At 63.5% G+C, this 26,721-nt stretch carries 25 protein-coding genes and 1 pseudogene; 17 read left to right on the top strand and 9 right to left on the bottom strand.

Annotated elements, in window-relative coordinates:
• Window positions 1-353 precede the first annotated feature (353 nt).
• The 6 genes from DNA98_RS12680 (at window position 354) to DNA98_RS12655 (ending at window position 7,219) form a co-directional block, all read left to right on the top strand.
• Complete coding sequence (locus DNA98_RS12680) at window positions 354-1,517, top strand: branched-chain amino acid ABC transporter substrate-binding protein (protein WP_110531271.1); 1,164 nt, start codon at window positions 354-356, stop codon at window positions 1,515-1,517.
• Between the two features lie 145 nt (window positions 1,518-1,662).
• Entirely contained in the window at window positions 1,663-2,625 is a 963-nt protein-coding gene (locus DNA98_RS12675) for a branched-chain amino acid ABC transporter permease (RefSeq protein ID WP_110531269.1), read from the top strand.
• Window positions 2,622-4,013 (top strand): branched-chain amino acid ABC transporter permease, encoded by a 1,392-nt coding sequence (locus DNA98_RS12670; RefSeq protein ID WP_174720045.1) that lies wholly within the window; start codon window positions 2,622-2,624, stop codon window positions 4,011-4,013. The genes DNA98_RS12675 and DNA98_RS12670 overlap by 4 nt, the downstream gene beginning before the upstream one ends.
• A complete protein-coding gene (locus DNA98_RS12665; RefSeq protein WP_110531267.1) occupies window positions 4,010-4,825 on the top strand; it encodes an ABC transporter ATP-binding protein in 816 nt (271 codons plus the stop codon). The genes DNA98_RS12670 and DNA98_RS12665 overlap by 4 nt, the downstream gene beginning before the upstream one ends.
• 5 nt (window positions 4,826-4,830) lie before the next feature.
• The gene (locus tag DNA98_RS12660) at window positions 4,831-5,538 is read left to right on the top strand and encodes an ABC transporter ATP-binding protein (protein WP_110531301.1); all 708 of its coding nucleotides are present in this window, start codon (window positions 4,831-4,833) and stop codon (window positions 5,536-5,538) included.
• Window positions 5,539-5,608: 70 nt separating this feature from the next.
• On the top strand, window positions 5,609-7,219 hold the full coding sequence (locus DNA98_RS12655; protein WP_233493205.1) for an ABC transporter substrate-binding protein: 1,611 nt from the start codon (window positions 5,609-5,611) through the stop codon (window positions 7,217-7,219).
• Between the two features lie 53 nt (window positions 7,220-7,272).
• Here the strand turns inward: DNA98_RS12655 and DNA98_RS12650 are convergent, their stop codons facing one another.
• Window positions 7,273-7,533 (bottom strand): GlsB/YeaQ/YmgE family stress response membrane protein, encoded by a 261-nt coding sequence (locus DNA98_RS12650; RefSeq protein ID WP_110531265.1) that lies wholly within the window; start codon window positions 7,531-7,533, stop codon window positions 7,273-7,275.
• Between the two features lie 142 nt (window positions 7,534-7,675).
• Here DNA98_RS12650 and DNA98_RS12645 point away from each other — a divergent pair, with 142 nt between their 5' ends.
• The 3 genes from DNA98_RS12645 to DNA98_RS12635 all read left to right on the top strand — a co-directional run bounded on the left by DNA98_RS12645 (window position 7,676) and on the right by DNA98_RS12635 (window position 10,732).
• Window positions 7,676-8,680 (top strand): ABC transporter permease, encoded by a 1,005-nt coding sequence (locus DNA98_RS12645; protein ID WP_110531263.1) that lies wholly within the window; start codon window positions 7,676-7,678, stop codon window positions 8,678-8,680.
• Window positions 8,681-8,747: 67 nt separating this feature from the next.
• A complete protein-coding gene (locus DNA98_RS12640) occupies window positions 8,748-9,638 on the top strand; it encodes an ABC transporter permease (RefSeq protein ID WP_110531261.1) in 891 nt (296 codons plus the stop codon).
• 65 nt (window positions 9,639-9,703) lie between these two features.
• Window positions 9,704-10,732: a protease complex subunit PrcB family protein gene (locus DNA98_RS12635; protein ID WP_110531259.1), complete on the top strand. Its 1,029-nt coding sequence runs from the start codon at window positions 9,704-9,706 to the stop codon at window positions 10,730-10,732.
• Here DNA98_RS12635 and DNA98_RS12630 read toward each other — a convergent pair.
• The 7 genes from DNA98_RS12630 to DNA98_RS12600 form a co-directional block, all read right to left on the bottom strand.
• Window positions 10,729-11,898, bottom strand: a complete 1,170-nt coding sequence (locus tag DNA98_RS12630; RefSeq protein ID WP_110531256.1) for a folylpolyglutamate synthase/dihydrofolate synthase family protein — start codon at window positions 11,896-11,898, stop codon at window positions 10,729-10,731. The two genes, DNA98_RS12635 and DNA98_RS12630, sit on opposite strands and share 4 nt — an antisense overlap.
• An 8-nt stretch (window positions 11,899-11,906) precedes the next feature.
• Complete coding sequence (gene mog / locus DNA98_RS12625) at window positions 11,907-12,449, bottom strand: molybdopterin adenylyltransferase (protein WP_110531254.1); 543 nt, start codon at window positions 12,447-12,449, stop codon at window positions 11,907-11,909.
• Between the two features lie 7 nt (window positions 12,450-12,456).
• The gene (locus DNA98_RS12620; protein WP_110531252.1) at window positions 12,457-14,265 is read right to left on the bottom strand and encodes an ABC transporter ATP-binding protein; all 1,809 of its coding nucleotides are present in this window, start codon (window positions 14,263-14,265) and stop codon (window positions 12,457-12,459) included.
• A 60-nt stretch (window positions 14,266-14,325) separates the two neighbouring features.
• Window positions 14,326-16,074 carry an ABC transporter ATP-binding protein gene (locus tag DNA98_RS12615; protein ID WP_110531297.1) on the bottom strand — a complete coding sequence of 583 codons (1,749 nt, stop codon included), beginning with the start codon at window positions 16,072-16,074 and terminating at the stop codon, window positions 14,326-14,328.
• 39 nt (window positions 16,075-16,113) lie between these two features.
• Complete coding sequence (locus DNA98_RS12610) at window positions 16,114-16,956, bottom strand: hypothetical protein (protein WP_110531295.1); 843 nt, start codon at window positions 16,954-16,956, stop codon at window positions 16,114-16,116.
• Window positions 16,957-17,173: 217 nt separating this feature from the next.
• The gene (locus tag DNA98_RS12605) at window positions 17,174-18,190 is read right to left on the bottom strand and encodes a M20/M25/M40 family metallo-hydrolase (RefSeq protein ID WP_110531250.1); all 1,017 of its coding nucleotides are present in this window, start codon (window positions 18,188-18,190) and stop codon (window positions 17,174-17,176) included.
• Window positions 18,191-18,227: 37 nt separating this feature from the next.
• Window positions 18,228-18,881 carry a response regulator transcription factor gene (locus tag DNA98_RS12600; protein WP_110531248.1) on the bottom strand — a complete coding sequence of 218 codons (654 nt, stop codon included), beginning with the start codon at window positions 18,879-18,881 and terminating at the stop codon, window positions 18,228-18,230.
• Window positions 18,882-18,980: 99 nt separating this feature from the next.
• Between DNA98_RS12600 and DNA98_RS12595 the strand changes: the two genes are divergently transcribed.
• The 7 genes and pseudogenes from DNA98_RS12595 to wecB all read left to right on the top strand — a co-directional run bounded on the left by DNA98_RS12595 (window position 18,981) and on the right by wecB (window position 23,880).
• Window positions 18,981-19,487 carry a TetR/AcrR family transcriptional regulator gene (locus DNA98_RS12595; RefSeq protein WP_110531246.1) on the top strand — a complete coding sequence of 169 codons (507 nt, stop codon included), beginning with the start codon at window positions 18,981-18,983 and terminating at the stop codon, window positions 19,485-19,487.
• Between the two features lie 21 nt (window positions 19,488-19,508).
• Entirely contained in the window at window positions 19,509-19,835 is a 327-nt protein-coding gene (locus tag DNA98_RS12590) for a multidrug efflux SMR transporter (RefSeq protein ID WP_110531244.1), read from the top strand.
• Between the two features lie 12 nt (window positions 19,836-19,847).
• Window positions 19,848-19,955 (top strand): annotated as a pseudogene (locus tag DNA98_RS18545) (hypothetical protein); the annotation flags it as partial.
• A gap of 114 nt (window positions 19,956-20,069) precedes the next feature.
• Window positions 20,070-20,945 (top strand): aminoglycoside phosphotransferase family protein, encoded by an 876-nt coding sequence (locus DNA98_RS12585; protein ID WP_165363948.1) that lies wholly within the window; start codon window positions 20,070-20,072, stop codon window positions 20,943-20,945.
• Window positions 20,946-21,008: 63 nt separating this feature from the next.
• The gene (upp, locus tag DNA98_RS12580) at window positions 21,009-21,635 is read left to right on the top strand and encodes a uracil phosphoribosyltransferase (RefSeq protein WP_110531240.1); all 627 of its coding nucleotides are present in this window, start codon (window positions 21,009-21,011) and stop codon (window positions 21,633-21,635) included.
• Window positions 21,636-21,656: 21 nt separating this feature from the next.
• Window positions 21,657-22,760 (top strand): MraY family glycosyltransferase, encoded by a 1,104-nt coding sequence (locus DNA98_RS12575; RefSeq protein ID WP_110531238.1) that lies wholly within the window; start codon window positions 21,657-21,659, stop codon window positions 22,758-22,760.
• A gap of 1 nt (window position 22,761) precedes the next feature.
• Window positions 22,762-23,880: a non-hydrolyzing UDP-N-acetylglucosamine 2-epimerase gene (gene wecB / locus DNA98_RS12570; RefSeq protein WP_110531236.1), complete on the top strand. Its 1,119-nt coding sequence runs from the start codon at window positions 22,762-22,764 to the stop codon at window positions 23,878-23,880.
• A gap of 406 nt (window positions 23,881-24,286) precedes the next feature.
• Here wecB and DNA98_RS12565 read toward each other — a convergent pair whose 3' ends face one another.
• A complete protein-coding gene (locus DNA98_RS12565) occupies window positions 24,287-25,510 on the bottom strand; it encodes an MFS transporter (RefSeq protein WP_110531233.1) in 1,224 nt (407 codons plus the stop codon).
• A 161-nt stretch (window positions 25,511-25,671) separates the two neighbouring features.
• Between DNA98_RS12565 and DNA98_RS12560 the strand changes: the two genes are divergently transcribed.
• Complete coding sequence (locus DNA98_RS12560) at window positions 25,672-26,679, top strand: TAXI family TRAP transporter solute-binding subunit (RefSeq protein WP_110531232.1); 1,008 nt, start codon at window positions 25,672-25,674, stop codon at window positions 26,677-26,679.
• The last annotated feature ends 42 nt before the right edge of the window (window positions 26,680-26,721 follow it).

The following is a 26,721-nucleotide window of genomic DNA, read 5'->3' as shown; positions in this document are numbered from 1 at the left end:
TTAGCTTACCCTGGGCTAAGGCCAAAAGGGAAGCCCAGGCTGGTCTTGGCCGTGCGGGGGTACCCTGGGCCCGGCCAGCAATCTCGGTGGGTGGGGGAAAAGCCGTCCAGCAACAGCCTTTTACCCACAAAGGCGCGAGGCGTTCCACCCGGAAAAACTGACCAGTCAGCCAAGGAAACGTTTTGATCGCGCAAAGGCGCTTAACGCCGTTGACAAGAAGCCAGACAACCTGTATAGAATGAGCCCGCAACGCGAGCGCAGCGAGTAACTGCTTTGGCCCAGAACCTCTTTCCGTCATACACCATAATGGTCAGGGAAGTGACGATGCGTTCAAAGTTGGTGGAGGAATCAGCATGAAGCAAACCCTTATCGTCGCAATTGGCGCACTGGCCCTAGGGCTGGCTTCGGCCCAGTCCAACGTGATCAAGATCGCCACCCAGTCGCCGCTGTCGGGCGGACAAGCGGCCCTGGGCGAGCAGATCAAGCTGGGGGCTCAGGTAGCTGTAGAAGAGGCCCAGGCTCGGTTCAAGGCTATGGGCTTTGACCTGCAGCTCGCCCCCTACGATGACCAAGCCAACCCCGATACCGGCGTGGCCAACGCCAACCGCATCATCAACGATAAAGATATCCTGGGGGTGGTAGGCCACCTCAACTCCGGCGTAGCCATTCCCGCCTCGGAGGTCTATGCCCGCACCGGGCTGGTGATGGTCTCTCCCGCCAACACCAACCCCCGCGTCACCGACCGCAACCTGCCCAACGTCAACCGGATCTGCGGGCGCGACGATGTACAAGGCCCGGCCGGCGCCGAGTTCGCCTACCGCGACCTCAAAGTGACCAAAGCCTTCGTGCTCCACGACAAGACTGCCTACGGCCAGGGCTTGGCGGAGAATTTCGCCGCGCGCTTCAAGGCCCTCGGCGGGACCGTACTGCAGCTCGTGGGCACCGAGGAGAAGAGCAACTTTGCCCCGCTAATTGTGCAGATCCAGGCCGCCAAGCCCGATCTGATCTACTTTGGCGGCATCTACGACCAGATCGGCCCCTTCGCCAAGCAGCTCCGCGAGCGGGGTATCACCACCCCCATAATGGGCGGCGACGGCCTCGACTCCTCCGAGTACGAGCGCCTGGCCGGGACCGCAGCGGCCAAGAACACCTACTTCACCACCGTCGCCGGTCCGGTAAGCCAGTTCCCCAAGGCGGCGGCTTTGGCTAAGGTCTTCGAGCAGAAGTTCAATAAAAAGATCGAGGGCTTCGGCATCTACGCCTACGACTCAGCCAACGTGATCATCGCCGCCATCGAGGCGGCCATCAAGGCCAACGGCGGCAAGAAGCCCGATGTCAAGCAGGTGGCCCAGGAAGTCCGCAAGGTCAAGCTCTCGGGCCTCACCGGGGACATCGAGTTCGACAGCAAGGGCGACATCAAGGTGGCCGACTACTTTGTGCTCTACATGGAGGACGGGGTATACGCCCACGCCAAGCTGCTCAAGAAGGTCGCCGTCCCGGCCCCGGCCCTACGCTGAGAGGGCGAAAGCTTTAAGGGGTGGCCTCCGGGCCACCCCTTAAAAGTGGCTGACGGGATATTTCCCAATCTGGCCCACCAAACCAGGCTATAATCGTTTATCATCCGTGAATGAAACTTGCCGGTCTAGACAAAGGAGGCCTCGCTTGCTAAATGCTCTGTTGCAGCTCTTGCCGCAGGTGTTCCTCGAGGGGCTGTTGCTCGGGTTCGTGTACGCCATGATCGCCTTGGGCTACACCATGGTCTATGGGGTGCTCGAGCTGATCAACTTCGCCCACTCGGAGATCTTTATGATCGGCGCGGTAACCGGCGTGGAAGCGTTTCGCTATCTAGCCCCGGTAATCCCCAACGCTTTGCTCCTGCTCCTGATCGCTTTGCTGCTGGGCGCCGCTGTCTCCGGCGCGGTGGCGGTATGGGTCGAGCGGTTGGCCTACCGCCCCCTGCGCAAACGGGGCACCACCAATCGTCTGGTGCCGCTGATCACCGCCATCGGGGTTTCTTTCGTGCTACAAGACCTGGTGCGGCTGATCGAAGCCATCTGGCACAACGAGTTCTTCCTGCGCATGACCAGCCTGCCCGCCCTCGAGCAATCCTTTGCTCTTCCGGGGGTCTTCGTCCAGCTCAAATCCATCATCCTGGTGGTGGTCTCGATCCTGATGCTCCTGGGACTTAGCTACTTGGTGAACTACACCAAGCTGGGAACCGCCATTCGCGCCGTCGCCCAGGACATGAACACCGCCGCCCTCATGGGGATCAATCCCGACCAGATCATCTCCCGCACCTTCTTGATTGGCGGGGCTTTAGCCGGGGTAGCGGGGGTGCTCTTCGCGGTACAATACACCACCATCTCCCCCTACGTAGGGTTTTTACCCGGCATCAAGGCCTTTACCGCCGCCGTGCTGGGTGGGATCGGAAACATTCCCGGAGCGATGGTGGGGGGCTTGGTATTGGGCCAGCTCGAGACCCTGGCCGGGACTTACATGCCCACCCTCACCAACGGTAACTTCGGCACCGAATACAAGGACGTGATCGCTTTCTTGATCCTCATCCTGCTGCTTCTGTTCAGGCCCCAAGGGCTCTTGGGCCAAGTGGTCAAGGAGAAGGTATGAACAAAAACCTTGCCAACGGCCTGGTGCTGGGGGCGACAGCGGTTTCCCTGCTGCTGTTGCTGCTGGCCCCTAACTTCCTGAGCGGGCTGGTCGCCATCGCAGCGGTAGGGATCGTCGCCTACCTGCGGGCTTCCGTAACGGTGCGAAGCCTCTCTTTGGCCCTCCTCACCCTGGGCTTTACCCTGGGCCTGGCCCGCGGGAGCGGGGGGGATTTGCTCTTCATCGGCCTGTTAGCGGTGCTGGTCTCCCTCATCACCATCCCCGGTATCCCCGGATGGATCAAAGGACTCCTAGGGGCAGCCATCCTGCTCCTCTCTGTCCCCATCGCGGGGTTCACCAACTCCTTCCTCTTCGAGCTGGGCATCCAGATTGGCATCTACGCCGCGATGGCTCTGGGTCTCAATGTGGTGGTGGGGATGGCCGGGCTCCTGGACCTAGGCTATGCAGCTTTCTTCGCCATCGGGGCCTACACTTGGGCCATCTTTGGTTCACCTCAGGCCAACCAGTTCACCGCCGGAGGCTTTCCCCTAAACGGGAATTTCTTCTACCTCTTCATGATCCTTGCCATCATCACCACGGCGATCACCGGGGTCCTAATCGGCCTGCCCGCCCTCAGGCTGCGAGGGGACTACCTGGCCATCGTAACGCTGGGGCTGGGCGAGGTGGTGCGGGTGCTGGCCAACAACCTCGACCACCCGGTAAACCTCACCAACGGCCCCCAGGGCATCACTCCGGTGGAGCGCCCCCCCATCGACTGGTTTCGCAGCCTGATGAGCTTCTTTGGGGTCCACTTGGACGCCAAGACCGACTACCAGCTATTCTTCTACCTATTGGTACTGGTGGTCATCGGCATCGTGGTCGCGGTGAACGTCAACTTGGGCAACTCCCGCTTTGGCCGGGCCTGGGTGGCCATCCGCGAGGACGAAACGGCGGCTAAAGCCATGGGCATCCCCATGCTGGGTACCAAGCTCTTGGCTTTTGCCACCGGGGCGGCCTTTTCCGGAGCGATGGGGGTGATCTTCGCGGCGCAGCGTACCTTCGTGAGCCCGGAGTCCTTCACCTTGCTGGCCTCGATCACCATCCTGGGGATGGTGGTGCTAGGGGGGATGGGTTCGATCCCTGGAGTCATCCTGGGAGCGGCGGCCCTCACCATCCTCAACATCGATCTCCTCAAAAGCTTCTCGGAGTACCTCAACACCCTGCGCCAGAGCGGGGCGACCGTGCTAGGCTTCAACCTAGCCAACCTACCCAACCAGTTTGAACCGGCCAAGTACGAGCGGCTGGTGTTTGGGATCGTGCTGATCCTGATGATGATCTTCCGGCCCGAAGGGCTCATCCCCGAGCGGCGGCACCAGCTCGAGGCCGAGGAAGTCAAGGAGAAGTCATGAGCGTGCCCCTTACCTCCGCTTCCGCGGTACGCGGTTACTCCCTTTCGGTGCAGGGCGTTTCCAAGCGCTTTGGCGGGCTGCTGGCGGTCAACGACGTGAGCCTCGAGGTCAGACCCGGCGAGATCTTTTCGGTGATCGGCCCCAACGGTGCGGGTAAGACCACATTTTTCAACCTACTCACCGGCATCTACGCCCCCGATACGGGAAAAATTCTCCTGGATGGCGAGGAGATTACCGGCCTATCCCCCGATAAGGTGGCGGCCAAAGGGGTAGGCCGCACCTTCCAGAACATCCGCCTGTTCGGGGCCATGACCGTGCTGGAGAACGTGCTGGTGGGCCACCACATCCACACCCACACCTCCTATCTGGCCTCTATCCTGCACACCCCCGCCTTCCGTCGCGAAGAGGCGCGGGCCAAAGCCCGGGCCATGGAGCTGCTCGAGTTCATGGGCCTGGCCCACCGCGCCGGGGAGCTTTCCCGCAACCTGCCCTACGGCGAACAGCGCCGCTTGGAGATCGCCCGAGCGCTGGCGCTCGAGCCCAAGCTGCTGCTTTTGGACGAACCCGCCGCAGGGATGAACCCGCAAGAAACCGACCAGCTCAAACAAGACGTGCAAAAGCTGCGTAAGGAGCTGGGGTTGACCATCGTCCTGATCGAACACGACATGAGCATGGTGATGAGCATCTCGGACCGGATCGCGGTGCTCGAGTACGGTTCCAAAATCGCCGAGGGGCTTCCGGCGGAGATCCGCAGCAACCCCCGGGTGATTGAGGCCTATCTAGGAAAAGGCGCGGCAGGGGGTGTGGCATGAACCCCATGCTCCAGCTCAAAGAGGTCCACACCTACTACGGCCACATCCACGCCCTGCAGGGGATCTCCCTCGAGGTCAACCCCGGCGAGATCGTAACGCTCATCGGGGCCAACGGGGCAGGTAAGAGCACCACCTTGCGCACCATCAGCGGCATGGTCAAAGCCCGGCGCGGCGAGGTGATCTACCAAGGCCAGCCCATCCAGCGCCTGGACGCGCATAAGATCGTGGCTATGGGTATCGGCCACGTACCGGAGGGGCGGCGCATCTTCCCCAGGCTCACCGTGGAGGAAAATCTGGAGATCGGGGCCTTCCTCGAGAAGGATAAGAAAGTCGTGCAGGAGCGCAAGGAATACGCTTTTCAGCTCTTCCCCCGCCTCTACGAACGCCGCAGCCAGAAGGGGGGCACCCTCTCCGGGGGCGAGCAACAGATGTTGGCCATCGCCCGAGCCCTCATGCAAGACCCTCAGCTGCTGCTGATGGATGAGCCCAGCATGGGATTGGCCCCGGTGCTGGTGGACTTTATCTTCGAGACCATCCAAAACCTCAACAAGGCGGGCAAGACCATCCTCCTGGTCGAGCAAAACGCCCGCATTGCCCTGCAGATCGCCCACCGGGGCTATGTTTTGCAGACCGGTCGCCTCACCTTTTCAGGGCCAGCGGCGGAGTTGGCCGCTCGCCCCGAGATTCAAGAAGCCTATCTGGGAGGCCACTGACTCAAGGGTCAGGGGATTGTAGCCAGAGCAAAGCTCAGCGTATACTCTGGGGCGTGCAAGGAAAGGAGTGATGAAATTGAGAAAGCGATGGCTAATGCTGGCAATCGCCGCTTTTGGCACGCTTGGCTTCGCCCAGAAAACCCTGGTATTCGGGTCCAACGGCGAACCGGTGAGCCTCGAGCCAGGCAACATCACCGACGGGATCTCGATCTACGCGCAGCGACAGATCTACGACACCCTGGTGGACTTCAAGGCGGGCTCTACCGAGCCGGTAGCCGGTCTGGCGACGAGCTGGTTTGCCTCGGCGGACGGCAAGACCTGGACTATGCGGCTGCGCCAGGGGGTCAAGTTCCACGACGGCACCGACTTCGACGCCAACGCGGTGGCCTTCAACGTCAACCGCTGGTGGGACCCCAAAGACCCTACCCGCATCAACCAGGGGGCCAACTACGAGATCTGGGGTGAACTCTTCGGCGGGTTCAAGGGGGATAAGGGCTCCTTCCTCCAGAACATTACCGTGGTGGACAAGTACACCATCCGCTTCACCTTCGCCAACCCCATCCCCTACTTCCCCGTCGCCATCGGTTCGGGCTACTTCGGCATCGCCTCCCCAGCGGCCATCAAAGCCCAAGGGGCCAAGTACGGCACCGCCGCAGGCGGGGCGGTGGGCACCGGCCCGTTCAAGTTCAAGGAGTGGCGGGCCGGGGACCGGCTGATCCTGGAAAAGAACGCGAACTTCTGGAAAAAAGGTTCTCCCAAGGTAGATCAGGTGGTGATGCGCTTTATCAAGGACCCGGCAGCCCGCCTGGCGGAGCTCAAGGCCGGTTCGATTGACTTCACCACCGATATCCCCCCGGCCAACCTCAAGGACATACAAGGCGACCGCAACCTCGACGCGGTGTTCCGCCCCTCTTTCAACGTGGGCTACCTGGCCCTGAACCCCGCCTACAAACCCCTCTCCGACGTACGGGTGCGTCAGGCCATCGCCATGGCGATCAACAAAAAGGAGATCGTCAAGGCCTTCTGGGGCGACCTAGGGACCACCAACGGGCACTTCACCCCGGCCGCGATGAAGAGCTTCTGGTCAAGCAAAGTCAGCGATTACGAGTACAACCCGCAGCGGGCCAAGCAGATGCTGGCCGAGGCGGGATACCCCAACGGCTTTGACCTCGAGCTGTGGTACATGCCGGTCTCTCGCCCCTACTTCCCCACCCCTAAGGAGATCGCCGAGGCCATGAGCGCCGACCTAAGCGCCATCGGCATCCGGGTCAAGCTCCAAACCAAGGACTGGGCCACCTACCTCGAGGACCGCAAAAAGGCCCCCGGCTTCCAGGCCTACATGCTGGGCTGGACCGGCGACTACGGTGACCCCTCGAACTTCTTCGATCCTCACTTCGCTTCCCCCATCAGCGACCTCTTTGACCCCTCCGGCAAGCCGCTGGACGTCAAAGAGCTCAACGATCTGCTGGCCAAGGGTTCTTCCACCTCCAACCCCGCCGAGCGGACCAAGATCTACCAGCAGGTAGACGAGCTGACCTTCAACCTGGCCCTGCGTATCCCCATCGTCCACAGCCAACCGCTAGTGGCCAAGCGTAAGAATATTAGCGGCTGGGTACCGAGCCCCTTGGGTTCGGAGTCCTTCGAGGACATCACCAAGGCTAGCTCCTCCGCCAGCCGCTAACCCTAACCCACCCAGGGGCGTACCGGCGGTACGCCCCTGGCTTTACGCCGTGTTTAACGAACGAGTTTCAAAGCCCTCAACACCCAGATCAGGAGGATCGCTCCGATCACCCCCCAAATCAACCCGGCGATGGTGAACGTCCCTGCCGAGGCCGCTCCCCCGATGTGCAACACGTCAGCGAAAAGCCACTTGGCCAGCAGGGAACCCACAATGCCGATGACGATCTTGCCCACCAGCCCCTCCCGCTCGCCCATCACGCTGCTGGCGAGCCATCCGATAATCGCCCCCACAATGATGGCAACAATCCAACTCATGGCTTCTCCTTTCCTTGGGCTTGCGCTTTTATTATATCCCCATACCTCCACAAGGAGAAAAACGGCTTTCCCTAGCGCCCAGAGCCCCCTTTTGGCGGGGTTCACAATCCCCGCCCGGCCGGATATCATCTGAAGGTATCGCATGTGGGCCTACACCGGACGACGCTTACTCGGCCTGATCCCGGTACTCCTAGGGATCTCGCTTTTGGTCTTTCTGTTTTTGCACCTCATCCCCGGCGACCCTGCGGTAGTTCTGCTGGGTGAACGAGCCTCCCCTGAGCAGGTAGAGGCGCTGCGCGAGCGCCTGGGGCTCAACCGGCCCCTTCCAGCTCAGTACGTACTGTTCCTGCGCGACCTCTTGAGCGGCGATTTGGGCAGGAGTATTTTCAACCTGCTCCCCATCCGTGACCAGTTGGCCAGCCGCTGGCCCGCGACCTTCGAGCTTTCCCTTTCGGCCATGCTGATCGCGGTGATTCTGGGGGTTCCCCTGGGCATCCTGGCGGCGGTGCGCAAGAACAGCCTATGGGACAATATCTCCACCATCTTTTCCCTGATCGGGGTCTCGATGCCGGTGTTCTGGTTGGGGCTTCTCCTCATCTACCTTTTCGCCGTCAACCTCCACTGGCTGCCCCCCAGCGGTCGCATCTCCATCGAAGAGGGCAACACCTTCAAGAGCATTAGCGGGTTCTTTCTGCTCGACGCGCTGCTCCAGCGCAAGGCCCTAGGCGACGTGCTTTCCCATCTCCTCCTTCCCGCACTCACCCTAGGGACCATCCCGCTGGCGATTTTGATGCGCATCACCCGCAGCGCGATGCTCGAGGTGCTCTCCCAGGACTACGTACGTACCGCGCGCGCCAAGGGGCTAGCCGAGCGCGTGGTAATCTTCCGCCATGCCCTCAAAAACGCCCTGTTGCCGGTCGTAACCATCATCGGCTTACAGTTCGGCACCCTGCTGGGCGGAGCCATCCTCACCGAGACCATCTTTAGCTGGCCTGGGATCGGCCTGTGGCTATACGAGGGTATCCTAAACCGCGACTACCCAGTGGTGCAGGGCGGGGTGGTCTTTGTGGCTTTGGTCTTCGTGGTGGTCAACTTGCTGGTGGACCTCTCCTACGCCCTGCTCGACCCGAGGATTCAATACCAATGAACGCCAAACCGCTTTCCGTTCGGACCCCTGGCCTTGTTTAGGGTTCGGCCTTGTTTTGTGAGGAAGTATGGCCAGTGCAGCCGAGGCAGTCAAACCCAAACCCCCTACCGAAACCCCTACCCGTCTTGCCTTTCGCCGGTTCAGCAGGTCCACTTCGGGCAGAATCGGACTGGTATTGGCCATTTTGTTGATCTTGATGGCCCTGCTGGCCCCGGTTCTCAAGCCCTATGACCCCACCACCGACCGCAACTACCTCGAAAGGCTCAAGCCCCCTTCGGCAGAGCACATCTTCGGCACCGACAATCTGGGCCGCGACGTCTTTACCCGGGTCCTCCACGGCAGCCGCATCAGCTTGCGCGTAGGGCTTTTGGCGGTGAGCATTAGCTTGCTGATCGGCACCTCGCTGGGGCTTTTGGCCGGATACTTCCGCGGAGGGCTCGAGGTAGGCATCGGTTGGCTCACCGATATCCTGTTGGCCTTCCCCAGCACGCTCCTAGCCATCGCCATCGTGGCGGTGGTGGGCCCCAGCCTCACCAACGCCATGATCGCGGTCTCGATCACCCAGATCCCGGTGTACGTGCGCCTCACCCGCAGCGTGGTGCTCTCCGCGCGGGAGTTCGAGTACATCCAAGCCGCGAACGCCCTGGGGGCCTCCAACCCCCGAATCCTGTTGCGCCACCTCCTGCCCAGCGCTTTGCCCCCGATCATCGTGCAGGCCACCCTCTCCATCGGCACGGCTACGCTAGAGACGGCGGCTTTAGGGTTCTTGGGCCTGGGTGCCCAACCCCCTGCCCCTGAATGGGGAGCCATGCTCTCCGACGCCTTCCGCGGCGGTTATGCCACCAACTCCCCCTGGACGATGATCTTCCCCGGGCTCTTCATCATGCTCACCGTGCTGGCTTTCAACCTGCTAGGGGATGGGCTGCGCGACGCCCTCGATCCGCGGGCCTTGCGCTAGGGCGACATCAAGCCTTTATTAGCCACGCTTCACCGGGAACTCTATCCAGGCTTTAAGATGAGAGCATGAGGCGAATTCTGGAGGTATTGATGCTGCTGAGCCTGGCGGGCTGTATCCTCCAAAAGCCCCCAGCCTACCAGGTAAGCGAAATCCAAGTACTTTTCAGCGACGCCACCGAGCGCTGGGACTACTTCTACGGCAACCCGCAAACCATCCAGCTCAGCGGCCAGAACGTGCGCTTAGAGCGCGTTGCGCCTCAAGCTGCCCGGTCGGTGCCCGACGCCCTAGCCGCCAATGGGCAACCGGTGCTGCGCGAGGTAGCCCCGCCCTGGCCCGCCCCCCTCCGGGCCAGCCGGGCAGGAGCAGCCATCGTAGTCCGCGGGCAGAGGGCCGTGCGCTCAGCCTGGGTATACGACAAGGGTTGGTCACGGCTCACCCCCCAAGACGGGCAAAACCTCCTCACCCCCGATACCCCGCGCCTGGAAGGGCTTAGCGAAGCAGAAAACGCAGCGGTGCTACAAGAGGTGTTGGCCCGACGAGGAGGGAAAGAGGTGGTGCTCTACCAGCTCGCCCAGCCGGTGCTACCGGCTTTGGGGCTGGAGCCAGCCCCGCAGAACTACCGCATCACCGCCGTGGAAGTGCAGTACGGGCTCGAGAGCGAGGGGGCCATCATGGGAGGGAATTCGTCCGAAGTGCGGGTGCTACGGCAGGGGGCTAGCTCCGCTTACACCGACTCCGCTCCGCAGGCTTTCCTGGCTACCTCGGCCAGCAGCTTCGCCCAGCTCTGGGCACTGGCGACGGGCAACATCCTACCCCGTCCGGCAGCACCCGAAGTGAATTTCAGTCGGTACAGCATCGCCGCCTTCTTTGTAGGCCAAAAACCCACCGGCGGATATGGGGTGCGCTTTGTGGGTGCAACCTCGAGCGCAGGCAACTGGCGGATCACGGTCGAACTCCTGCAGCCCGCGCCCGGGACTATCCTCACCCAGGCCCTGACCAGCCCTTACCTGATCCTCGAGTTGCCCGGTGCAGCCAGCCAGGTGGAGTTCGTGGACGCTTCCGGGAGGCTATTGGGTGCGGCCACGGCCCGCTAACCTGCGCTAGCCTTCAGCATCTCCCCTACCAGATACAGCGAGCCCGTCACCAGCACGGGCTCGCCATCCTGTCGGGCAAAGCGCAGGGCGTCCTCGAGCGCCTCGAGGGGTTCTTCAAAGTAAGGAGCGGGATGGACGAGGCTTAGTTGCACGGCCTGGAGGGCCCCCACCCCCGCGCGGGTGTAGCGCACCGAGCGGGCTTTGGGAAGCAAAAACTTCAGCATGGCCGCATAGTCCTTGCGGGGAAAAGCCCCGTAGACCAGGTGATAGCCGGAGAACTCCTCGGCGAGTGCTCGGGCTGCCGGGGGGTTGTGCGCCCCGTCGAGGATCACCCGCACCCCCTGCTGTTCGAGTTCCTGCATCCGCCCAGGGTGGACCGCCCCCCGTAGCCCTTCCACGATGGCCGGCTCAGGGAAACCCAAAAGCCGCAAGGCCGCAGCGGCCAGCCGCGCGTTCTGCCGCTGTACCTCCCCCCGCAACGCCGGGGGCACCGGCAGTTCGAAGAGGGCATCTTCGGGCTCGAGCACATAAAGCGGGGCCCGCCGCGACTGCGCCACCTCGCGGGCCACCGCCAGACCGATCCCCTCCGCCGCGGTGATCACCGGCACCCCCGGACGGAAGGCCCCGGCTTTGTCCCGGGCTACCGCCTCGAGCGAACCCCCCAAGGTCTCGAGGTGGTCCTCCCCCACGTTGGTCAGCACGGTGAGCCGCACCTCGGAGAGGATGTTGGTGGCGTCCAGCACCCCCCCTACCCCCGCCTCCACAGCGGCCATCTCGACCCCTACCTTGGCGAAATGCTCGAACGCCAGAGCCGTAGCCAGATCGAAGAAGGCCGGATGCTCGATGAAGTTCTGCTCCCTGGCCCACTCCACGAACCGGGTCACCTGCTCCTCGGGGATCAGGCCCTGGTGAGTACGGATACGCTCACGGAAATCCACCAGATGCGGGCTGGTGGTCGCCCCGTAGCGTATCCCGGCAGCGCGGAAGGCGGCCTCCAGGTAAGCCACCACGCTGCCTTTGCCATTGGTACCCAGGACGTGGACAGCAGGAAAGCGCCGCTCGGGGTGGCCTAGGCGCTCGAGGACCTCCCCCACCCGCCGGGTGCCGCGCGGCGCTCCCGAACGGGTCTGGCCGTAGAGCCACTCGAGGGCTTTCGCATAGGTCATATGCACCCCTAACCGGTGGGCCGAAACACTTGGATCTTACCCGGATCCCCCTCGAGGTACGGCCCTCCAATAAGATCGAGACAGTAAGGGATGGCCGGAAACACCGCCTCCAGGCAGAGCCGGATCGAGCGGGGCTTGCCCGGCAGGTTCACGATCAGGCAGGCGTTGCGAATCCCCGCGGTCTGGCGGGAGAGGATGGCGGTGGGGGTCTGCTCGAGCGATACCTTGCGCATCAGCTCGCCGAAGCCCGGCATCATCCGGGTACACACCCTCTGGGTGGCCTCGGGGGTCACGTCCCGGGGCGCGGGGCCGGTCCCACCGGTGGTGAGGATCAGCCCACAGCCCCCCTCTTCCATCTCGATCAGGGCCCGCTCGATGAGGGGCTGCTCATCGGGGATGACCCGGTAGTCCACCTCAAAGGGGGTGGTGAGCACCTCGGTGAGGTACTCCCGGATGGCCGGACCGCTCTGGTCCGGGTACTCTCCACGGCTGGCCCGATCAGAGACGGTGAGGATGCCGATCTTGGCAGGAAAGAGACGAGGCTCAGGCATGACCTTATTATCCCTGGGCATACTGCAACTCGTAGAGCCTGGCGTAGTACCCTCCTCTAGCGAGCAGCTCCTCGTGCGAACCCTCCTCCACCAGCTTGCCCTTGCGGAACACCAAGATGCGGTCTACATGCCGGATGGTGGAGAGGCGGTGGGCGATGATGATGCTGGTGCGCCCCTCCATTACCCGCCAGAGGGCTTCTTGGATCTTGGCCTCGGTCTCGGAGTCCACGTTGGCGGTGGCCTCGTCGAGGATGAGCAGGATGTCGGGGTTGTGGAGGATGGCCCGGGTGAGGGCCAAGAGTTGCTTCTGCCCGGTCGAAAGCCCTCCTCCCCGCTCGTGCAGCAGCGTCTGGTACCCCTGGGGTAGGGACGAGATGAACTCGTCCGCCCCGACAAAGCGGGCAACCTCCCGGATGCGCTCGAGGGGGATGCTTTCCTCGCCTAGCCGCAGGTTGGCCTCGATGCTTCCGCTAAAGAGGAAGGGGTCTTGCAGCACGATCCCTATGGAGCGCCGCAAATCCTGCTGGCGGTAGTCGCGCACGTCGGTCCCATCGATGCTCACCCGCCCCTTCTGCACATCGTAAAAGCGGGCCACCAGGCTGATCACGCTGGTCTTTCCCGCCCCCGTGGCCCCTACCAGGGCGATCTTTTCTCCTGGCTGGATTGTGAAGGAGACCCCGCGCAGCACCCAATCCCACTCCTCCGCCGTAGCCCCTTCCCGCTTGGCGTAAGCAAACCACACGTCCTCGAAAGCGATCGCACCCCGGAAGCGCTGGACGGGCTTGGCGTCAGGTTTGTCCGCAACCTCCTCGGGGGTGTCCAAAAGCCCGAAGATGCGCTCGGCAGAGGCCATCGCCGCCTGGAAGATGTTGAACTTGTCCGAGAGGTCTTGCAACGGCTGGAAGAGCTGCCGCACGTAATCGGTAAAGGCCACCAGCAGCCCTAGCGTCAAGGCCCCCTGCGCCACCTGAGCCCCGCCAAACCACACCACCGAGGCCACCGTGAAATCGCCCAAAAAGCCCACGATGGGAAAAAAGAGGGCAAACCATCCCACGATCTGCACCCAAGCCGCCCGCAGGTCGAGGGAGAGCCGGTTGAAGCGGGCCTCGTTTTCGGCTTCGCGGCTAAATAGCTGGGTGGTCTGGACCCCCGCCAGGTTCTCTTGCAACGAGGCGTTGACCTTGGCCAGCCGCAGCCGCATAGTGCGGTAGGACTCGCGCATCCCGTTGCGAATCCAGGTGGTCACCCCTAGAAAGATCGGCATCATCACCAGCACCACCAGGGCCAGCTTCCCGTTGAGCAGCAGCATGAAGATGACCAGCCCCAGGATCAAGAACACGTCAGCGATGAGGCCTACCAACCCTCCGGTGATGAACTGGTTGATGGCATCCACGTCCGAGGTCACCCGGGTCATCAGGCGACCTACCGGGTTCTTGTCGAAGTAGCCCAGGTGCAGGCGTTGCAGCTTGGCAAAGATCTCGCTGCGCAGATCATACAACACGTGCTGCCCAACCCAACCGATGAGGTAGGTCTGGGCGTAGTTGGCGATGAAGTCCACCGCCCGCACCAGCAAGAATAGCCCCGCCACTACCAGGAGTACCCGATAGCGCTGGACGGCCTCGAGCGCCTCCCGGGGAACGATGGCGTTATCAATGGCATACTTGAGAAAAAGCGGGGTGGAGGCGGCGGTGAGGGTGCTGATCACCAAGGCAAAAAGCGCCCAAGCCACCTGCTTCCAGTATGGGCGCACATACACCAGGATCCGCCGGGCCAGCTTGGCATCGAACGACTTGCGAAAGGCTTCTTCCTCATGCATACAGGCACCGCCGATAACCCTTCTCGAGCCTAGCCGTACACGACAAACTAGGGACCACCTCTACTCGACCTCCGCCTGCAAGCGCTGTATCCGATCCAACTCGGCGTAGAGCCCACCCTGTTCCAACAACATCTCGTGGGTGCCCTCCTCAACGATGCGCCCGCCCTCGAGCACCACGATCCAATCGGCATAGCGCAGGGTGCTGGTACGGTGGGCGATGAGGAGGGTGGTCTGTTGCCCCAGCACGGTCTTGAGCCCGCTCAGGATGCGGCTTTCGGTCTCGGTATCCACCGCGCTCATGGCGTCGTCGAGGATCAGCACCTTAGGGCGCCTGGCCAGGGCACGGGCCAACGCGGTGCGCTGCCGCTGTCCTCCGGAGAGGGTCACCCCGCGCTCGCCCAACGAGGTCTCGTAGCCCTGGGGGAAGCCCACGATGTCCTCGTGAACCCCGGCCAGCTTGGCGGCCCATTCCACCCGGGCCCGGTCCACCTCGGCCAGGCCAAAGGCGATATTCTCCGCCAGCGTATCGGAGAAGAGGAAGGGCTCTTGAGGGACCATCCCCACCGCCTGACGCAGCGTAGCCAAAGGGAGTTCTTTCACGTCGTAACCTCCCAACAGCACCCGCCCCTGGGTGGGGTCCAGAAGCCGAGGGATCAAGCTCACCAACAGGGTCTTGCCGCTCCCGGTGCGCCCGGTGATCCCCAGGGTGGTCCCCTCGGGAATGGTCAGGGTGATCTCATCGAGGACCTTCCGCCCGCCCAGCTCGAGGCTCACCCCCTCGAAGCGCACCTCTCCGGAAAGGCTCGAGGGGGCCTGGCGGCGCCCCTCCCCCGCCTCTTTGATGCGCGGTTGCTCGTCCCACAGCTGCTTGAGGCGGCGCTGGCTGGTGGCTCCGCGCTGAAAGATGCCGATGGTGTAACCCAGCCCGATAATCGGCCAAGCCAACATCATCACGTAGGCGTTGAACTGCACGAACTGCCCGGCGGTGAGTTCTCCCCGGATCACCATCCCGCCCCCCATTCCCAGCACGATCAGGGTAGCGATGCCGATCAGCAGGCCCATCAAGGCCCGCATGGGCCCCTCCACCCGGGTGAGGGCCAAGCTTTTTTCTATGTATTCGCGGTTGAGCTTTTGGAAGGCCTCGAGCTCGCGTTGCTCGAGGGCAAACCCCTTCACCACCCGGATACCCGAGAAGTTCTCCTGGGCCTTGGTGGAGATCCGGTCGAAGACCTCCTGGCTTTCGCGGTAACGCCGGTCGATCAACCGCAGCACATAGCGCATGATCAGGAAAATCGCCGGGAAGACCAGCGAGAGCGCCAGCGCCAGCCGCACGTTTACCAAGTACATCGAGACTACGGCAAATACCACGAACATGAACAGGCGTGAGCCCATGTTAATGCCCCCGCCCAGCATCTCGCGCACCGCCCCGAGGTCGGTGTTGAACTTGTTGACGAGGTCGCCGATGCGGTTTTTGCCATAGAAATAAGCGTCTAGAGAAAGGGCCTTGCGGAAGAGGTCCATGCGGAGGTCATGCTCGATGTAGCGGCTCGCCACTACAAGAAGCTGGCGGTTGGCCCAGGAAAACACTCCCGACAACAGGGCTACCCCCACCATCGCCAGCACCCAAGGGCGATAGTCTTGCTCTAGGCGAATGGCGTCTACCGCGTGGCGCAAGAAATAGGGCGAGATCGCCCCCATCACCACCGAGAGCACCCCAGCGATGATCCCGCCGATGTATGGCCAGGCGTAGCGCCGCAGATAGGGGGTCAGCTCATACAGCGAGGCCAATACTGACTGGTCAGTTCTCATCCCCCACCACATTAGCACCTTTAGCCCCGGGGCCCAAGGTCAGGAGGACAGCTCAGCGGCCAGGGCGGCAAACGCAGGACGCCAATCCTCCGAAAGTCCCACCAGTCGCCAAGGCTTGACCCCTTTGCCCGCCCATTTACGCACCGCCGACGGCAAGGGGGCATATTCCTCATCCGCCAGCAACACCAGCCCGCCCACCCGGCCCAGGCGGGAGAGGTAGCGCAGCATCCCGGCGGCCTCCAGGTGGGTAGGGAGGTCTAGTTCGGCCACCTGGCGGCCTTCCTCGCGCAGCTTAGCCGGGGGAAGGTCGGCGAAGAAGGGGGTGAGCCCCGCCCCCTCGAGCCCCTCCAGCAGCCGATGGCGGTTCTCGGGGTCGCAAAGTACGTAGGGCTGGGCCACCACCCCCACCGCCCGCCCGCCGGAGGGGTTCTTCACCCTGGGCGGCTCGAGGTTTAGGAGGTACTTGGTCCGCTCCAGGACTCGCCGGGTGATCATGGGGTTGCGAGTAAGCCCTTGCCCGATCTCGGCAGCCAGCCCCAGCAGATCGGGGTTTAGCTCGGCGGGCACTACCAGCCTCGGGGGCATACCCGGTATAAAGCGGGAGAGGGCCGCCTCGAGGTCCACCAGCCAGGGGGACTGGCCCTCGGCACGGGAGCTATCCACCCCAAGCTGAAGGTCGGGGAGGAGCAGGTAGTCCACCCTTCGGGCCTTGAGGTCGCTTACCTCAGCCACTAAGGTACGGGCCGGGGCGGGTAGCTCCAAACCCAGCGGCTCGACCCTCTCGCGGGGATGAACGACCTCGAGCCCCAGCTCGCGCAGAAAAGCTTCCCAGAAAGGCAAGTAGCGCTCTGACAACCAGCTTTGCAACACACCGATGCGCACGACTAGCATCGTATCGCTTTTTTGTGGATAAAAAGAAAGGCTAGCCGCTAAACGCAAGGGCGCAACTTGCGCTTTAGGGCCGGACGGTCGCCAGGCTCAGCGGCCCCGATCCAGGCACCGAACCAACTCCTGCAGGCTACCAACGCGCCGGGCCTCGGAGCAGAACGACCACCTCTTCCTTTTCTGGGCGCTGTCTTGGCGCATCCTCCAAAGACACTTAAACCCCGGCGCGCAAAATTCGCCTTACCAACTCGGCCAGGGCCTGCTGGCCGAGCAGCAGCGAATCCGGCTCCACCCACTCCTGTGGGGTGTGCGCCCCCCCGCCCCGGTACACGCCGAAGGCCAGCGCTGGGATACCCCGCTCGACCCCCGCTGAGGCATCGGTGGAGCCGGGGGTGAGCTGGGCCTCGAGCCCCACCCCCTTCAAAGCCTCCTTGGCCGCCTGAATCATCTGGAGGGTAGCGCTGTGCCCGGCGGGCCTGCGCCCCAGTACCTCCAGCTCGAGGCCGACCCCGTAGGCCCCGGCGGCTTCCATCAGGGTCTGCCGAGATTGGTCTTCTAGGGTCTCCAGCAGCAGGGAGTCGGTGGCGCGCAGGTCCAGCTCGAGCCCCACCTCGCGGGGGATGGCGTTGATCGCCTCCCCGCCGAATACCCGCCCCACGTTGAGGCTGGCGTTCTCCGGCTTGGCCAGCTGGTACAAGGCGGAGAGGGCCTGGCCCAAGGCGGGAACCGGGCTCTTTTGGCCCCGGTCCCCCCAGGCGTGCCCGCCGGGGCCGGTAAAGACGGCGCGCAACCGGGTAGAGCCCACCGCCTGCACCACCACCGAGGGGAGATAGCCGTCCACCGCTACCATAGCCTGGGGCTGGAGCTTCGCCACCAATGCCCGGGCCCCCCGCAGGTTACCCAGCCCCTCCTCCCCCACGCTAAAGGCTAGGGTGACCCCCTGGGGGATCAGCTGCTCCGCCAGCGACAGCAGCACCGCCACCCCAGAGGAGTTGTCTCCCACCGCCGGGGCCCACCAACGCCCATCCTGCGCTAGCGGCTTGCTAGGGGTGAGCACGGTATCTAAATGGGCCACCAGCAGCAGCGAACCCTGACCGGCCCAGAGGTTACCGAGTTCGTCCCGGCAGACCCTGAAACCCGCCGCGCCCAGGTGGCGAGCCAACCACTCAGCGCGAGGACCATCCCCGGAAACACCGGCAAAAGCTTGCAGCAGTACCCGTGGGTCGCTCATAGAGGCCGGGGATGCTCCTGAGGGTAGGCGAGGCTGCTCATTCCCCCTCCCCCGGCTCAGCCAATCCCTCACGCAGCGCGTAGAGGGCAGCCTGGGTGCGGTTGTTGAGGTGGAGCTTCTGGAAGATCTCGCTCAGCCGGTTGCGCACGGTCTTCTCCGAGAGCGCGAGTTCCCCGGCGATCTCCAGGTTGGTGTACCCCTGGGCGACGAGCTTGAGGATCTGCACTTCACGCTCGGAAAGTTCGGCGTGAGGCTTGGGGACCGACTCGCGTTTGGCCTTGAAGTCCTGGATGATCTGCTCGGCCAGCTCGGCGTCGAGCAGCACCTCCCCGTGGTTGACCCGGCGGATGGCCTCGAGGAGGTCTTTAGCGTCGGCATCCTTGAGCATGTAGCCCCGCGCCCCGGCCTTGACCGCCTCGAAGACGTAGGCGTCCTGGCGGTACATGGTCAACATGATGACCTTGGCCTGGGGCCACTCCCGCAGGATCTCCCGGGTGGCCTGTACCCCATCCAAGCCTGGCATCTGGATGTCCATCAGCACGACGTCGGGCTTGGCCTCGAGCACGTGGCGCAAGGCCTCACGGCCATCCCCCGCTTCTCCCACCACCCGGAAATCCGGTTCAGCCTCGAGCAGGCTGCGCAGCCCCTGGCGGAATAAGGCGTGGTCATCTGCCAACACGATGCGAATCATACGCATCTATCCTATCGCGCCTTGCCCTCTAGCGCGGCCGGGTCCCGGGGGTTGCCGACTATACCGTCCGGACGGTATAGTAACTTTCGAGGTGAACGTATGCCCCCGGCTACCGATGCCCGCAGCCGAATCCTCGAGGCCGCCGAGGCGGTGATCCGGCGAGAGGGAGGGATGGCCCTCACCCTGGAGGCCGTAGCCCAAGCGGCGGGGGTGAGCAAAGGGGGTCTCCTTTACCATTTTCCCAGCAAGGAAGCCTTGGTGCGGGCGCTCTTAGAGCACCATCTGGATGCCTTTGAGCAGGCCCTGGCCGAAAGCGGCAAACCCTTCGCCCAGGCTTATGTGGAGATGGGCTGGTACGACGGCAGCGGCGGCCTCTTCCTGAGCCTTGCCGCCGCGCTCGCCTTGTACCCCGAGCTGTTGCAGACCATCCGGGAGCGAAGCCGCAGGTGGTACGCCCGGGTGCGCACCCCGGAAGCGCGCATCGCCTTGCTGGCCACCGACGGGCTGTTCATGGCCCAGCTGCTGGGCCTCGAGACCCTCGGCCCAGAGGAGCGCCAAGCGGTGCTGGAGCGGCTGCGGGCGCTGGCGGGGGAGGAAGCGGGATAGGGGTGCTTAGGAGGCAAACTTATGAGTGGTTGGACATATCTCATTTTGGCCATCCTGGCCGAGGTGATCGGCTCCACTGGCCTCAAGGCCTCGCAGGGCTTCAGCAAACTTCTGCCCAGCATCGTAGTAGTGGTGGGCTACGCCTCGGCCTTTTACTTTTTGAGCCTGGCCCTGAAAACGGTGCCGCTCAACACCGCCTATGCGGTCTGGTCGGGGCTCGGCACCGCGCTCATCGCCCTCTTGGGGGTGGTGCTCTTGCGGGAGAGCATCAACTTTCCCATGATCCTGGGCCTAGTGCTAATCGTGGCGGGGGTAGCGCTGCTCCAACTCTATGGGGTTCGGCATTGAACCGCTCCTTTTCTGGATCACGGACGGGGGCCCATCGTCTATTGGCCAGCCACAGGCCTACCCCTGATTCCCCTCGAGGAGGCGTTCAAGGGCCACTCTGACCCGAGCTGGGTAGCCTGGAACTGGGCTTTACGCGCTGCGGCGCTCGAGCTACGGCCCAGACTGGCGAGGTTGGGCGCTCGTTTCGCTTTCCCTGACATCCGCGCCGCGAGGCTAGGGTATGCTTTGTGCAGCGTGAATCCCGAGGTCAAAAAACAGCTCGAGGCACACTACCGTACCCGGCTCACCCCGCTGGCCGGTGGGGCTGAAGCCCGCACCTTCGCGGGGGACGGCCTGGTGTTCAAGATCTATGCTCCCGAGCCCCCCCACCCCAACCAACCGGCGGGCATCTATGCCGCGCGGCTGGAAGCGCTCAACATGACCAAAGCTGGCCTGGGAAGCTGGGTGGTGGAGGCGCTCGAGGTCGCCAGGCACGGAGTTCTCGTCACCCGCCGCTACCCCGGCCAAAACTTCCACCCCGACCGCTTCAGCCAAGCGGCCTTGGAGGCCCTGGCGGAGTTTTTTCGCCGCCTGCATAGAATCAAAGAGCCCGGCGTGGTGAGCCGAACCCGCCTGGAAGAGCGCCTCGCCCAATTCGGCGGCACGCTATGCGACCTAGGCGAAGCTTGTGCTCTAGTGGAAGCTCTACACCGACACGTTGACGAGGTCGCCGGCACCCCCCAGGCCTTCTGCCACCGCGACCCCCACGCGGGCAACATCCTGCTGAAAAACTCCGGCATAAACAGCGCGATCCCCGAAGCCCTGGTGGTGGACTGGGTACGGGCCCAGCCCGACGATCCAGCCCGCGACCTGGCCATCCTCACCACCGGGACGCTGGACCTATTGGGAGAACAAGCCGCGCTCGAGGCCCTGCGCCATATCGTCCGGGGCTACCCCGATGCCCAAACCCTGTGGCCCAGGCTGCGCTTTTGGGTACCCCTCACCTACCTCCACGACATGCACTGGTTTCGCACCAAGGAACCGTCCGGATTCGCCGCCGCGGTGGCCGACAAGATGCCCAAGGCCTGGCGTTTTTACCAGGAGTTTCCCACGCTATTCGATGCTCCCTAAGCCCCCAAACTCTGGCGATCCACCCCCTAGCCCATCCCCGGAGGCGGTGTTACGATTCTCCCGATGAACGTCACCGTGGTAGACCACCCGCTGGTGCAGCACAAGCTAGCCATTCTGCGCGATAAAAACACCGGTTCCAAGGATTTCCGCGAGCTAACGGCAGAGGTCAGCATGCTCATGGCCTATGAGGCCATGCGAGACCTGGAACTCGATCCCGTGACCATCGAAACCCCCCTCACCCGCATGGAAGCCCGCATGCTATCGGGGAAAAAGCTGGCCCTGGTGGCCATTTTGCGGGCTGGGCTGATCATGGTAGATGGGATTCTTCGGCTGGTACCGGCCGCCAGGGTGGGCCACATCGGGCTGTACCGCGACCCCCAAACCCTAAGCCCCGTGGAGTACTACGCCAAGCTACCCGAGGACATCAGGGGCCGCCGCGTCTTCCTCACCGACCCCATGCTAGCCACCGCGGGGAGTGCGGTGCACGCCATTCAGGTGCTTAAAAATAGCGGCGCTCAACATATCAAGCTGATGAGCATCATCGCCGCGCCGGAAGGGATCGCTCGCCTCGAGCGCGAGCATCCCGACGTGGAGGTGGTGGTCGCGGCCATCGATGATCACCTGAACGACCACGGCTATATCGTGCCGGGGCTGGGAGATGCCGGGGATCGAATCTACGGAACCAAGTAGGCCCGCGATCCCAAATAACGTATGACCGATTTTCTCAAATCCCTGGGCATCGCCGATCCCGGCGGCTCCGGCTGGCTGATCGTGATCTTCACCTTTATCGTGGCCTGGACGGTGACCTGGCGGTTCATCCCTCGCGTGCGGCAGTTCGCCCTGAAGGTAGGCTGGGCTGACCAACCCAACGCCCGCAGGCTCAACAAAGAGCCTTTGCCCAACGCGGGGGGGTTAGCTATCTTTGCCGGGGTGATCGCCGCTTTGACCGTAGCGACCGCGCTTCGACCGATCTTGATCCAGCAGGTCCAGGTGCAAGTGCTGGCGATCTTGCTAGGCGGAGCCATCCTGGTGATGGTGGGATTTATCGATGACCAGTTCGGGCTTCCCCCCCTGTTCCGTATCGTGGTCCAGCTGCTCTCGGCGCTGCTGCTGATCGCGGTGGGAATCCGCTTCAACGCGGCTTTTGGCACCGCTTTGGATCCGGTGCTCTCGGTGTTTTTGAGCGTCTTCTGGATTGTGGGCATCACCAACGCCATCAACCTGATGGATGGGGTAGATGGGCTCGCCGGGGGGATTAGTTACATCACCGCGATGTGCCTGCTGGCGGTGTCGGCGCAAAATCCCGAGTGGGCCGCCGGGACGCTAGTGCTGGCCGCCCTGGCGGGGGCCGCGCTGGGGTTCTTGCGGCACAATTTCCACCCCTCCAAGATCATCATGGGCGACGCCGGGGCCTATTTCTTCGGCTACGTGCTGGCCGCCACCAGCCTGTTGGGCAACCTCAAGCTCACCACGGTGTTTAGCCTGATCCCTACGGTGTTGTTCTTGCTGTTGCCGATCCTCGATACCTCTCAGGTGGTCATTCGGCGGCTATTGCGCGGGCAAAACCCCATGTCCACCCCCGGTAAGGACCACATCCACCACCGGCTGCTCGAGCGCGGCTTTTCCCAACGGCGCACCACCCTTACCCTGTGGACCCTGACCCTGGTCTTCAACCTGATCGCCATGACCGTGCAGCCCAGCGTGCCGGGGCGGGTGGTGGCGGTCACCGCTCTGATTACCGCGGGGTTATTGGCGTTTACGGTATGGCGCAAGCTGCGGGCAGTGTGGCGAGAGTCGCAGGCCGAGGGGGGCTAAAATGAAACGCGTCGTACTCGCTTTTGGAACCCGCCCCGAGGCCACCAAGATGGCCCCGGTGTACCACGCGCTCAAAGGGCAGTCCGGCCTCGAGCCGGTGGTGCTGCTCACTGGGCAGCACCGCGAGCAGCTCGCCCAGGCCCTCTCCCTGTTCGAGGTGCCCGCCGAACGCAACCTAGACGTGATGACCGAGCGGCAGACCTTGCCCGAACTGGCCGCCCGCATTCTGCCGCAGGCGGCCAGGGCGCTCGAGGATCTGGGGGCTGACTACGTGCTGGTGCACGGTGATACCCTCACAACCTTCGTGGTGGCCTGGGCCGCTTTCTTGCAGCAAATCCCTGTGGGGCACGTGGAGGCGGGCTTGCGCAGCTTTAACCTGGCCGAGCCTTTCCCCGAGGAGGCCAACCGCCGCCTCACCGATACCCTCACCGATCTCGACCTAGCCCCCACCCCACTGGCCAAACAAAACCTCCTGGCCGAGCACAAAGACCCCCGGCGGATACTCGTCACCGGGCAGACCGGGGTGGATGCGGTGCTTTTCGCCGCCAAGGTGGGGCAGCTTCCTCAAGGAATTCCCCGCGAGAGGCTCGTCACCGTGACCCTCCACCGCCGCGAAAATTGGGAGGTGCTGGGCGAGCTGGCCCAAGCCTTGGCCAAGGCTGCCTACGACCACCCCGACTATACCTTTGTCTTCCCCGTGCACCTCAACCCGGTGGTGCGCGAGGCGGTGTGGCCGGTGCTCGCGGGGGTACCGAACTTTTTTCTCCTAGACCCGCTCGAGTACGGCCCGATGTCGGCTTTGATGGGCAAGAGCGATCTCATCGTCACCGATTCCGGCGGCCTACAGGAAGAAGGGGCCGCGCTGGGCGTGCCGGTGGTGGTGTTGCGCAACGTTACCGAGCGCCCTGAAGGGGTAGAAGCGGGCATTTTGCGCCTGGCCGGGACCGATCCCCGACAGGTGTACCAGATCGTGAGCGGGCTCTTGGCGGATGCGGCGGAGCGAAAGAGGATGTCCGGCGCCAAGAACCCCTACGGCGATGGTAAGGCTGCCCAGCGCGTAGCCCAGGGCGTAGCCTGGCGGCTGGGCTTGGCCGAGCGCCCGGAGGACTGGCAGCCGTGAGGCTTGCCATGGGCTGGGCGAGACCCTGCTCGAGCTTCGGCAAACCCCGCCGACGGCGGCGAACTTGGGCGATAACCGTAAACCCGCGGTACGCCCCGGCCCCTTCGGCACTCCTCGGTTCTGCTGACAGCATTGCAGCGCGGGGGTGAACGCATTTTGGGGCGTTTTACGCGGTGGAAGGAAGCGGGCCCCTCTGGTTGGGTTTATACCCCTTCGTGACCGTAGCCGAGCGAAGTCGTACGTCGTACGCAATACGCCAGACGCTAAACGCTGAGGACGATCCCCTACGGGACGGAGCAAGCTCCGTACACCCGGGGGACGATCCTCTGTCGGGACGGAGCAAGCTCCGTGCACCCGGGGGGTGAGGGAATCTGCATGAAAGGGTATTAGCTGCTTGCGCCTCCCGCTAATCCGAAGCCGGGGAAGGCTCCGCCTGCACCGGGTTCAGGTTGCGCGGCCAGGGGAAGCGCACCAGGGCCAAGGCCGAGAGCAGGGTGAGGCCCCCCATCACCGCCACCCCCCAGCGCCCGCCGAAGAGGTCGATCAAAAGGCCCGACAGGTAAGCCCCCACCGGCCCCACCCCAAGAAGCACCATCGAGTACACCGACATCACCCGGCCCCGGATGCGATCGGGGGACATGAGCTGGACGGTGGTGTTGCAATTGATGAGGGTAGTGATCATCCCGAAACCGGCCACCCCTAAAAAGAAAGCTGTCCAGGAGGCCGATATAGGCAGGGCCAAAACCAGCAGGGCGATCCCCAGCACGAAGCTGCCGAGGATCGAGCGGAAGGGCCTGACCTGGGAGGCGATGGCCTGAATGAGCGCCGCGACGATCGCGCCCAACCCCACCGCCGACATCAAAAAGCCGAAGCCCTGGGCCTCGAGCCCCAACACCAACCGGGCGTAGGCCGGAACGATAGTCTGGAAGTTCATGCCGAACATGCTGGTAAGCCCCACCAAGAGCACGATCTGGCGCACCAGGGGTTCTTGCCAGACGTAGCGCACCCCCTCGAGCGCATCCTGCAACACCCCGCCCCGCTTGACCTCTTGGCTCACCCGGGGTACCCCCAGCAGCACCCACAGCAGCGGCAGAAAGGAGAGGGCATTGGCCAAGTAGCTCCAGCCCAGCCCTACCCCCGCGATGAGGATCCCGGCCAGGGCCGGCCCAGTAAGCCGCGAGACGTTGAAGCCGAAAGAGTTGAGGGCGATGGCTCCGGGGTAGCGATCTTTCCCCGCCAGCTCCACCGTGAAGGCCTGGCGCACCGGCAGGTCCATGGCGTTGAACACCCCGTAGAGAAAGGCAAACACCAAAACGTGCTCGTAACGCACCAGCCCGGTGATGATCAGGCCAAACATAGCAAAAGCCAACAGCCCCATCCCCCCCTGGGTGAGGAAGAGGAGGTTGCGCCTTGGGTAGCGATCCGAGAGCACCCCGGCGGGAAGGGAAAACAACAGCGAGGGCAGGAACTGTAAGGCCACCACCAGCCCGAGCTTGGCGGCCGAACCGGTCAGCTCGAGCACCAACCAGCCTTGGGTAGCGGACTGCATCCAGGTGCCGAGTTGTGAGGTGAAGAGGGCCAGCCAGTAGGTGCGGTAGCGGGGGTCTCCTAGTAGTTGCCAGACAAGCACCTCCCCATGCTACACCCGATGCTGACCGATGGGTCAGTGTGGGGGCTCACAGCCCGAAGATCCAGCTCACAAAACATCAGGCGCAGAGCCGCGTCCTCACCCTTGACAGCCCGGTTACCGAACCGTAGTGTGGGGGTGCATTTATACCCTGGAGGTGAAGTGTGAAACACGGGTTTTCGCGAGTGCTTCTCGGTGTATCCCTCTGCTTGCTATCTGGGGCCGCCCTGGCCCAGAAGCCGCGCGTGGTGGTGCCTACCGGCAGCACCGGCGGGGTGTTTTTCTTCTACGGCCAAGCGGTCGCCAAGATCTTGAGCGAAACCGGCGTAGCCGATGCCACCGCGCAGCAAACCGGCGGTTCCTACGACAACCTGCTCCTGTTGCGTGACCGCACCGATCCCGCCGCCAACACCTACTACTGCGCCCTCACCACCACGGATGCGGCGCTGGTCACCTATACCGGCCAAGAACCCCGCTTCAAGGAGAAGCGAGCCGATAGCCAACGGATCCTCTTCTACATGTACCCCAGCCTCATCCACATCGTGACCACCGAGAAGACCGGGATCAAAGTGGTGCAAGACCTCAAGGGCAAACGGGTCTCCACCGGGCAGCCGGGCTCCTCCACCGAGAACCTGGCGCTATTGGTGCTCGAAGGGGCCAATGTCAAACCGGAGAGCTTCAGCAAGCGCGAACGCCTGCCCGCTGCCGAGAGCGCCAAGGCCTTGGCCGAAGGGACCATCGACGCCTACTTCTGGGTCGGCGGGGTGCCTACCTCCAGCGTCGTGGAGCTGGGCCAGTCCCTGCTGCGCAAGGGCGACCGCATCCGCCTAGTGCCCGTAACCCCGCAAAGCACCACCGCTCAGGTTCTCCTCAAGCGTTTCCCCGGCATCGTAAGCACCGGGGTAGTGCCCAAAAGCGTCTACGGTACCGCCACCGATACCCCTGCGCTTTTCACCGGCAACGTCTTCGTATGCCCGGCCTCGATGCCCGATAACCTAGCCTATGCCATCACCAAAGCGGTCTTCGACAACATCAAAACCCTCGAGACCGCCACCACCGCGGCCCGCGACACCACCCTCAAAAGTAGCGCCGATCTCTACGCCGCCAAGACGGTGATTCCCTTCCATCCGGGGGCGGTGCGCTACTTCCGCGAGGTGGGGGCTATCAAGTAGCCGACCTCCAGCGCTTAGGGCCTTCCTCGCTTGCTCAGGGCG

It is taken from the genome of Meiothermus sp. Pnk-1, from assembly GCF_003226535.1.
Classification (GTDB): Bacteria; Deinococcota; Deinococci; order Deinococcales; family Thermaceae; genus Allomeiothermus.
Note: the sequence above shows the minus strand (reverse complement) of the source record. Positions and strands in the feature narration are given on the sequence as shown.

What these genes read in the sequence shown, in the direction of transcription:
- DNA98_RS12680 (WP_110531271.1), top strand. Translation starts at nt 354, where the DNA reads ATGAAGCAAACCCTTATCGTCGCAATTGGCGCACTGGCCCTAGGGCTG.
- DNA98_RS12670 (WP_174720045.1), top strand. Translation starts at nt 2,622, where the DNA reads ATGAACAAAAACCTTGCCAACGGCCTGGTGCTGGGGGCGACAGCGGTT.
- DNA98_RS12665 (WP_110531267.1), top strand. Translation starts at nt 4,010, where the DNA reads ATGAGCGTGCCCCTTACCTCCGCTTCCGCGGTACGCGGTTACTCCCTT.
- DNA98_RS12660 (WP_110531301.1), top strand. Translation starts at nt 4,831, where the DNA reads ATGCTCCAGCTCAAAGAGGTCCACACCTACTACGGCCACATCCACGCC.
- DNA98_RS12655 (WP_233493205.1), top strand. Translation starts at nt 5,609, where the DNA reads ATGAAATTGAGAAAGCGATGGCTAATGCTGGCAATCGCCGCTTTTGGC.
- DNA98_RS12650 (WP_110531265.1), bottom strand. Translation starts at nt 7,533, where the DNA reads ATGAGTTGGATTGTTGCCATCATTGTGGGGGCGATTATCGGATGGCTC.
- DNA98_RS12645 (WP_110531263.1), top strand. Translation starts at nt 7,676, where the DNA reads ATGTGGGCCTACACCGGACGACGCTTACTCGGCCTGATCCCGGTACTC.
- DNA98_RS12640 (WP_110531261.1), top strand. Translation starts at nt 8,748, where the DNA reads ATGGCCAGTGCAGCCGAGGCAGTCAAACCCAAACCCCCTACCGAAACC.
- DNA98_RS12635 (WP_110531259.1), top strand. Translation starts at nt 9,704, where the DNA reads ATGAGGCGAATTCTGGAGGTATTGATGCTGCTGAGCCTGGCGGGCTGT.
- DNA98_RS12630 (WP_110531256.1), bottom strand. Translation starts at nt 11,898, where the DNA reads ATGACCTATGCGAAAGCCCTCGAGTGGCTCTACGGCCAGACCCGTTCG.
- mog (WP_110531254.1), bottom strand. Translation starts at nt 12,449, where the DNA reads ATGCCTGAGCCTCGTCTCTTTCCTGCCAAGATCGGCATCCTCACCGTC.
- DNA98_RS12620 (WP_110531252.1), bottom strand. Translation starts at nt 14,265, where the DNA reads ATGCATGAGGAAGAAGCCTTTCGCAAGTCGTTCGATGCCAAGCTGGCC.
- DNA98_RS12615 (WP_110531297.1), bottom strand. Translation starts at nt 16,074, where the DNA reads ATGAGAACTGACCAGTCAGTATTGGCCTCGCTGTATGAGCTGACCCCC.
- DNA98_RS12605 (WP_110531250.1), bottom strand. Translation starts at nt 18,190, where the DNA reads ATGAGCGACCCACGGGTACTGCTGCAAGCTTTTGCCGGTGTTTCCGGG.
- DNA98_RS12600 (WP_110531248.1), bottom strand. Translation starts at nt 18,881, where the DNA reads ATGATTCGCATCGTGTTGGCAGATGACCACGCCTTATTCCGCCAGGGG.
- DNA98_RS12595 (WP_110531246.1), top strand. Translation starts at nt 18,981, where the DNA reads ATGCCCCCGGCTACCGATGCCCGCAGCCGAATCCTCGAGGCCGCCGAG.
- DNA98_RS12590 (WP_110531244.1), top strand. Translation starts at nt 19,509, where the DNA reads ATGAGTGGTTGGACATATCTCATTTTGGCCATCCTGGCCGAGGTGATC.
- upp (WP_110531240.1), top strand. Translation starts at nt 21,009, where the DNA reads ATGAACGTCACCGTGGTAGACCACCCGCTGGTGCAGCACAAGCTAGCC.
- DNA98_RS12575 (WP_110531238.1), top strand. Translation starts at nt 21,657, where the DNA reads ATGACCGATTTTCTCAAATCCCTGGGCATCGCCGATCCCGGCGGCTCC.
- wecB (WP_110531236.1), top strand. Translation starts at nt 22,762, where the DNA reads ATGAAACGCGTCGTACTCGCTTTTGGAACCCGCCCCGAGGCCACCAAG.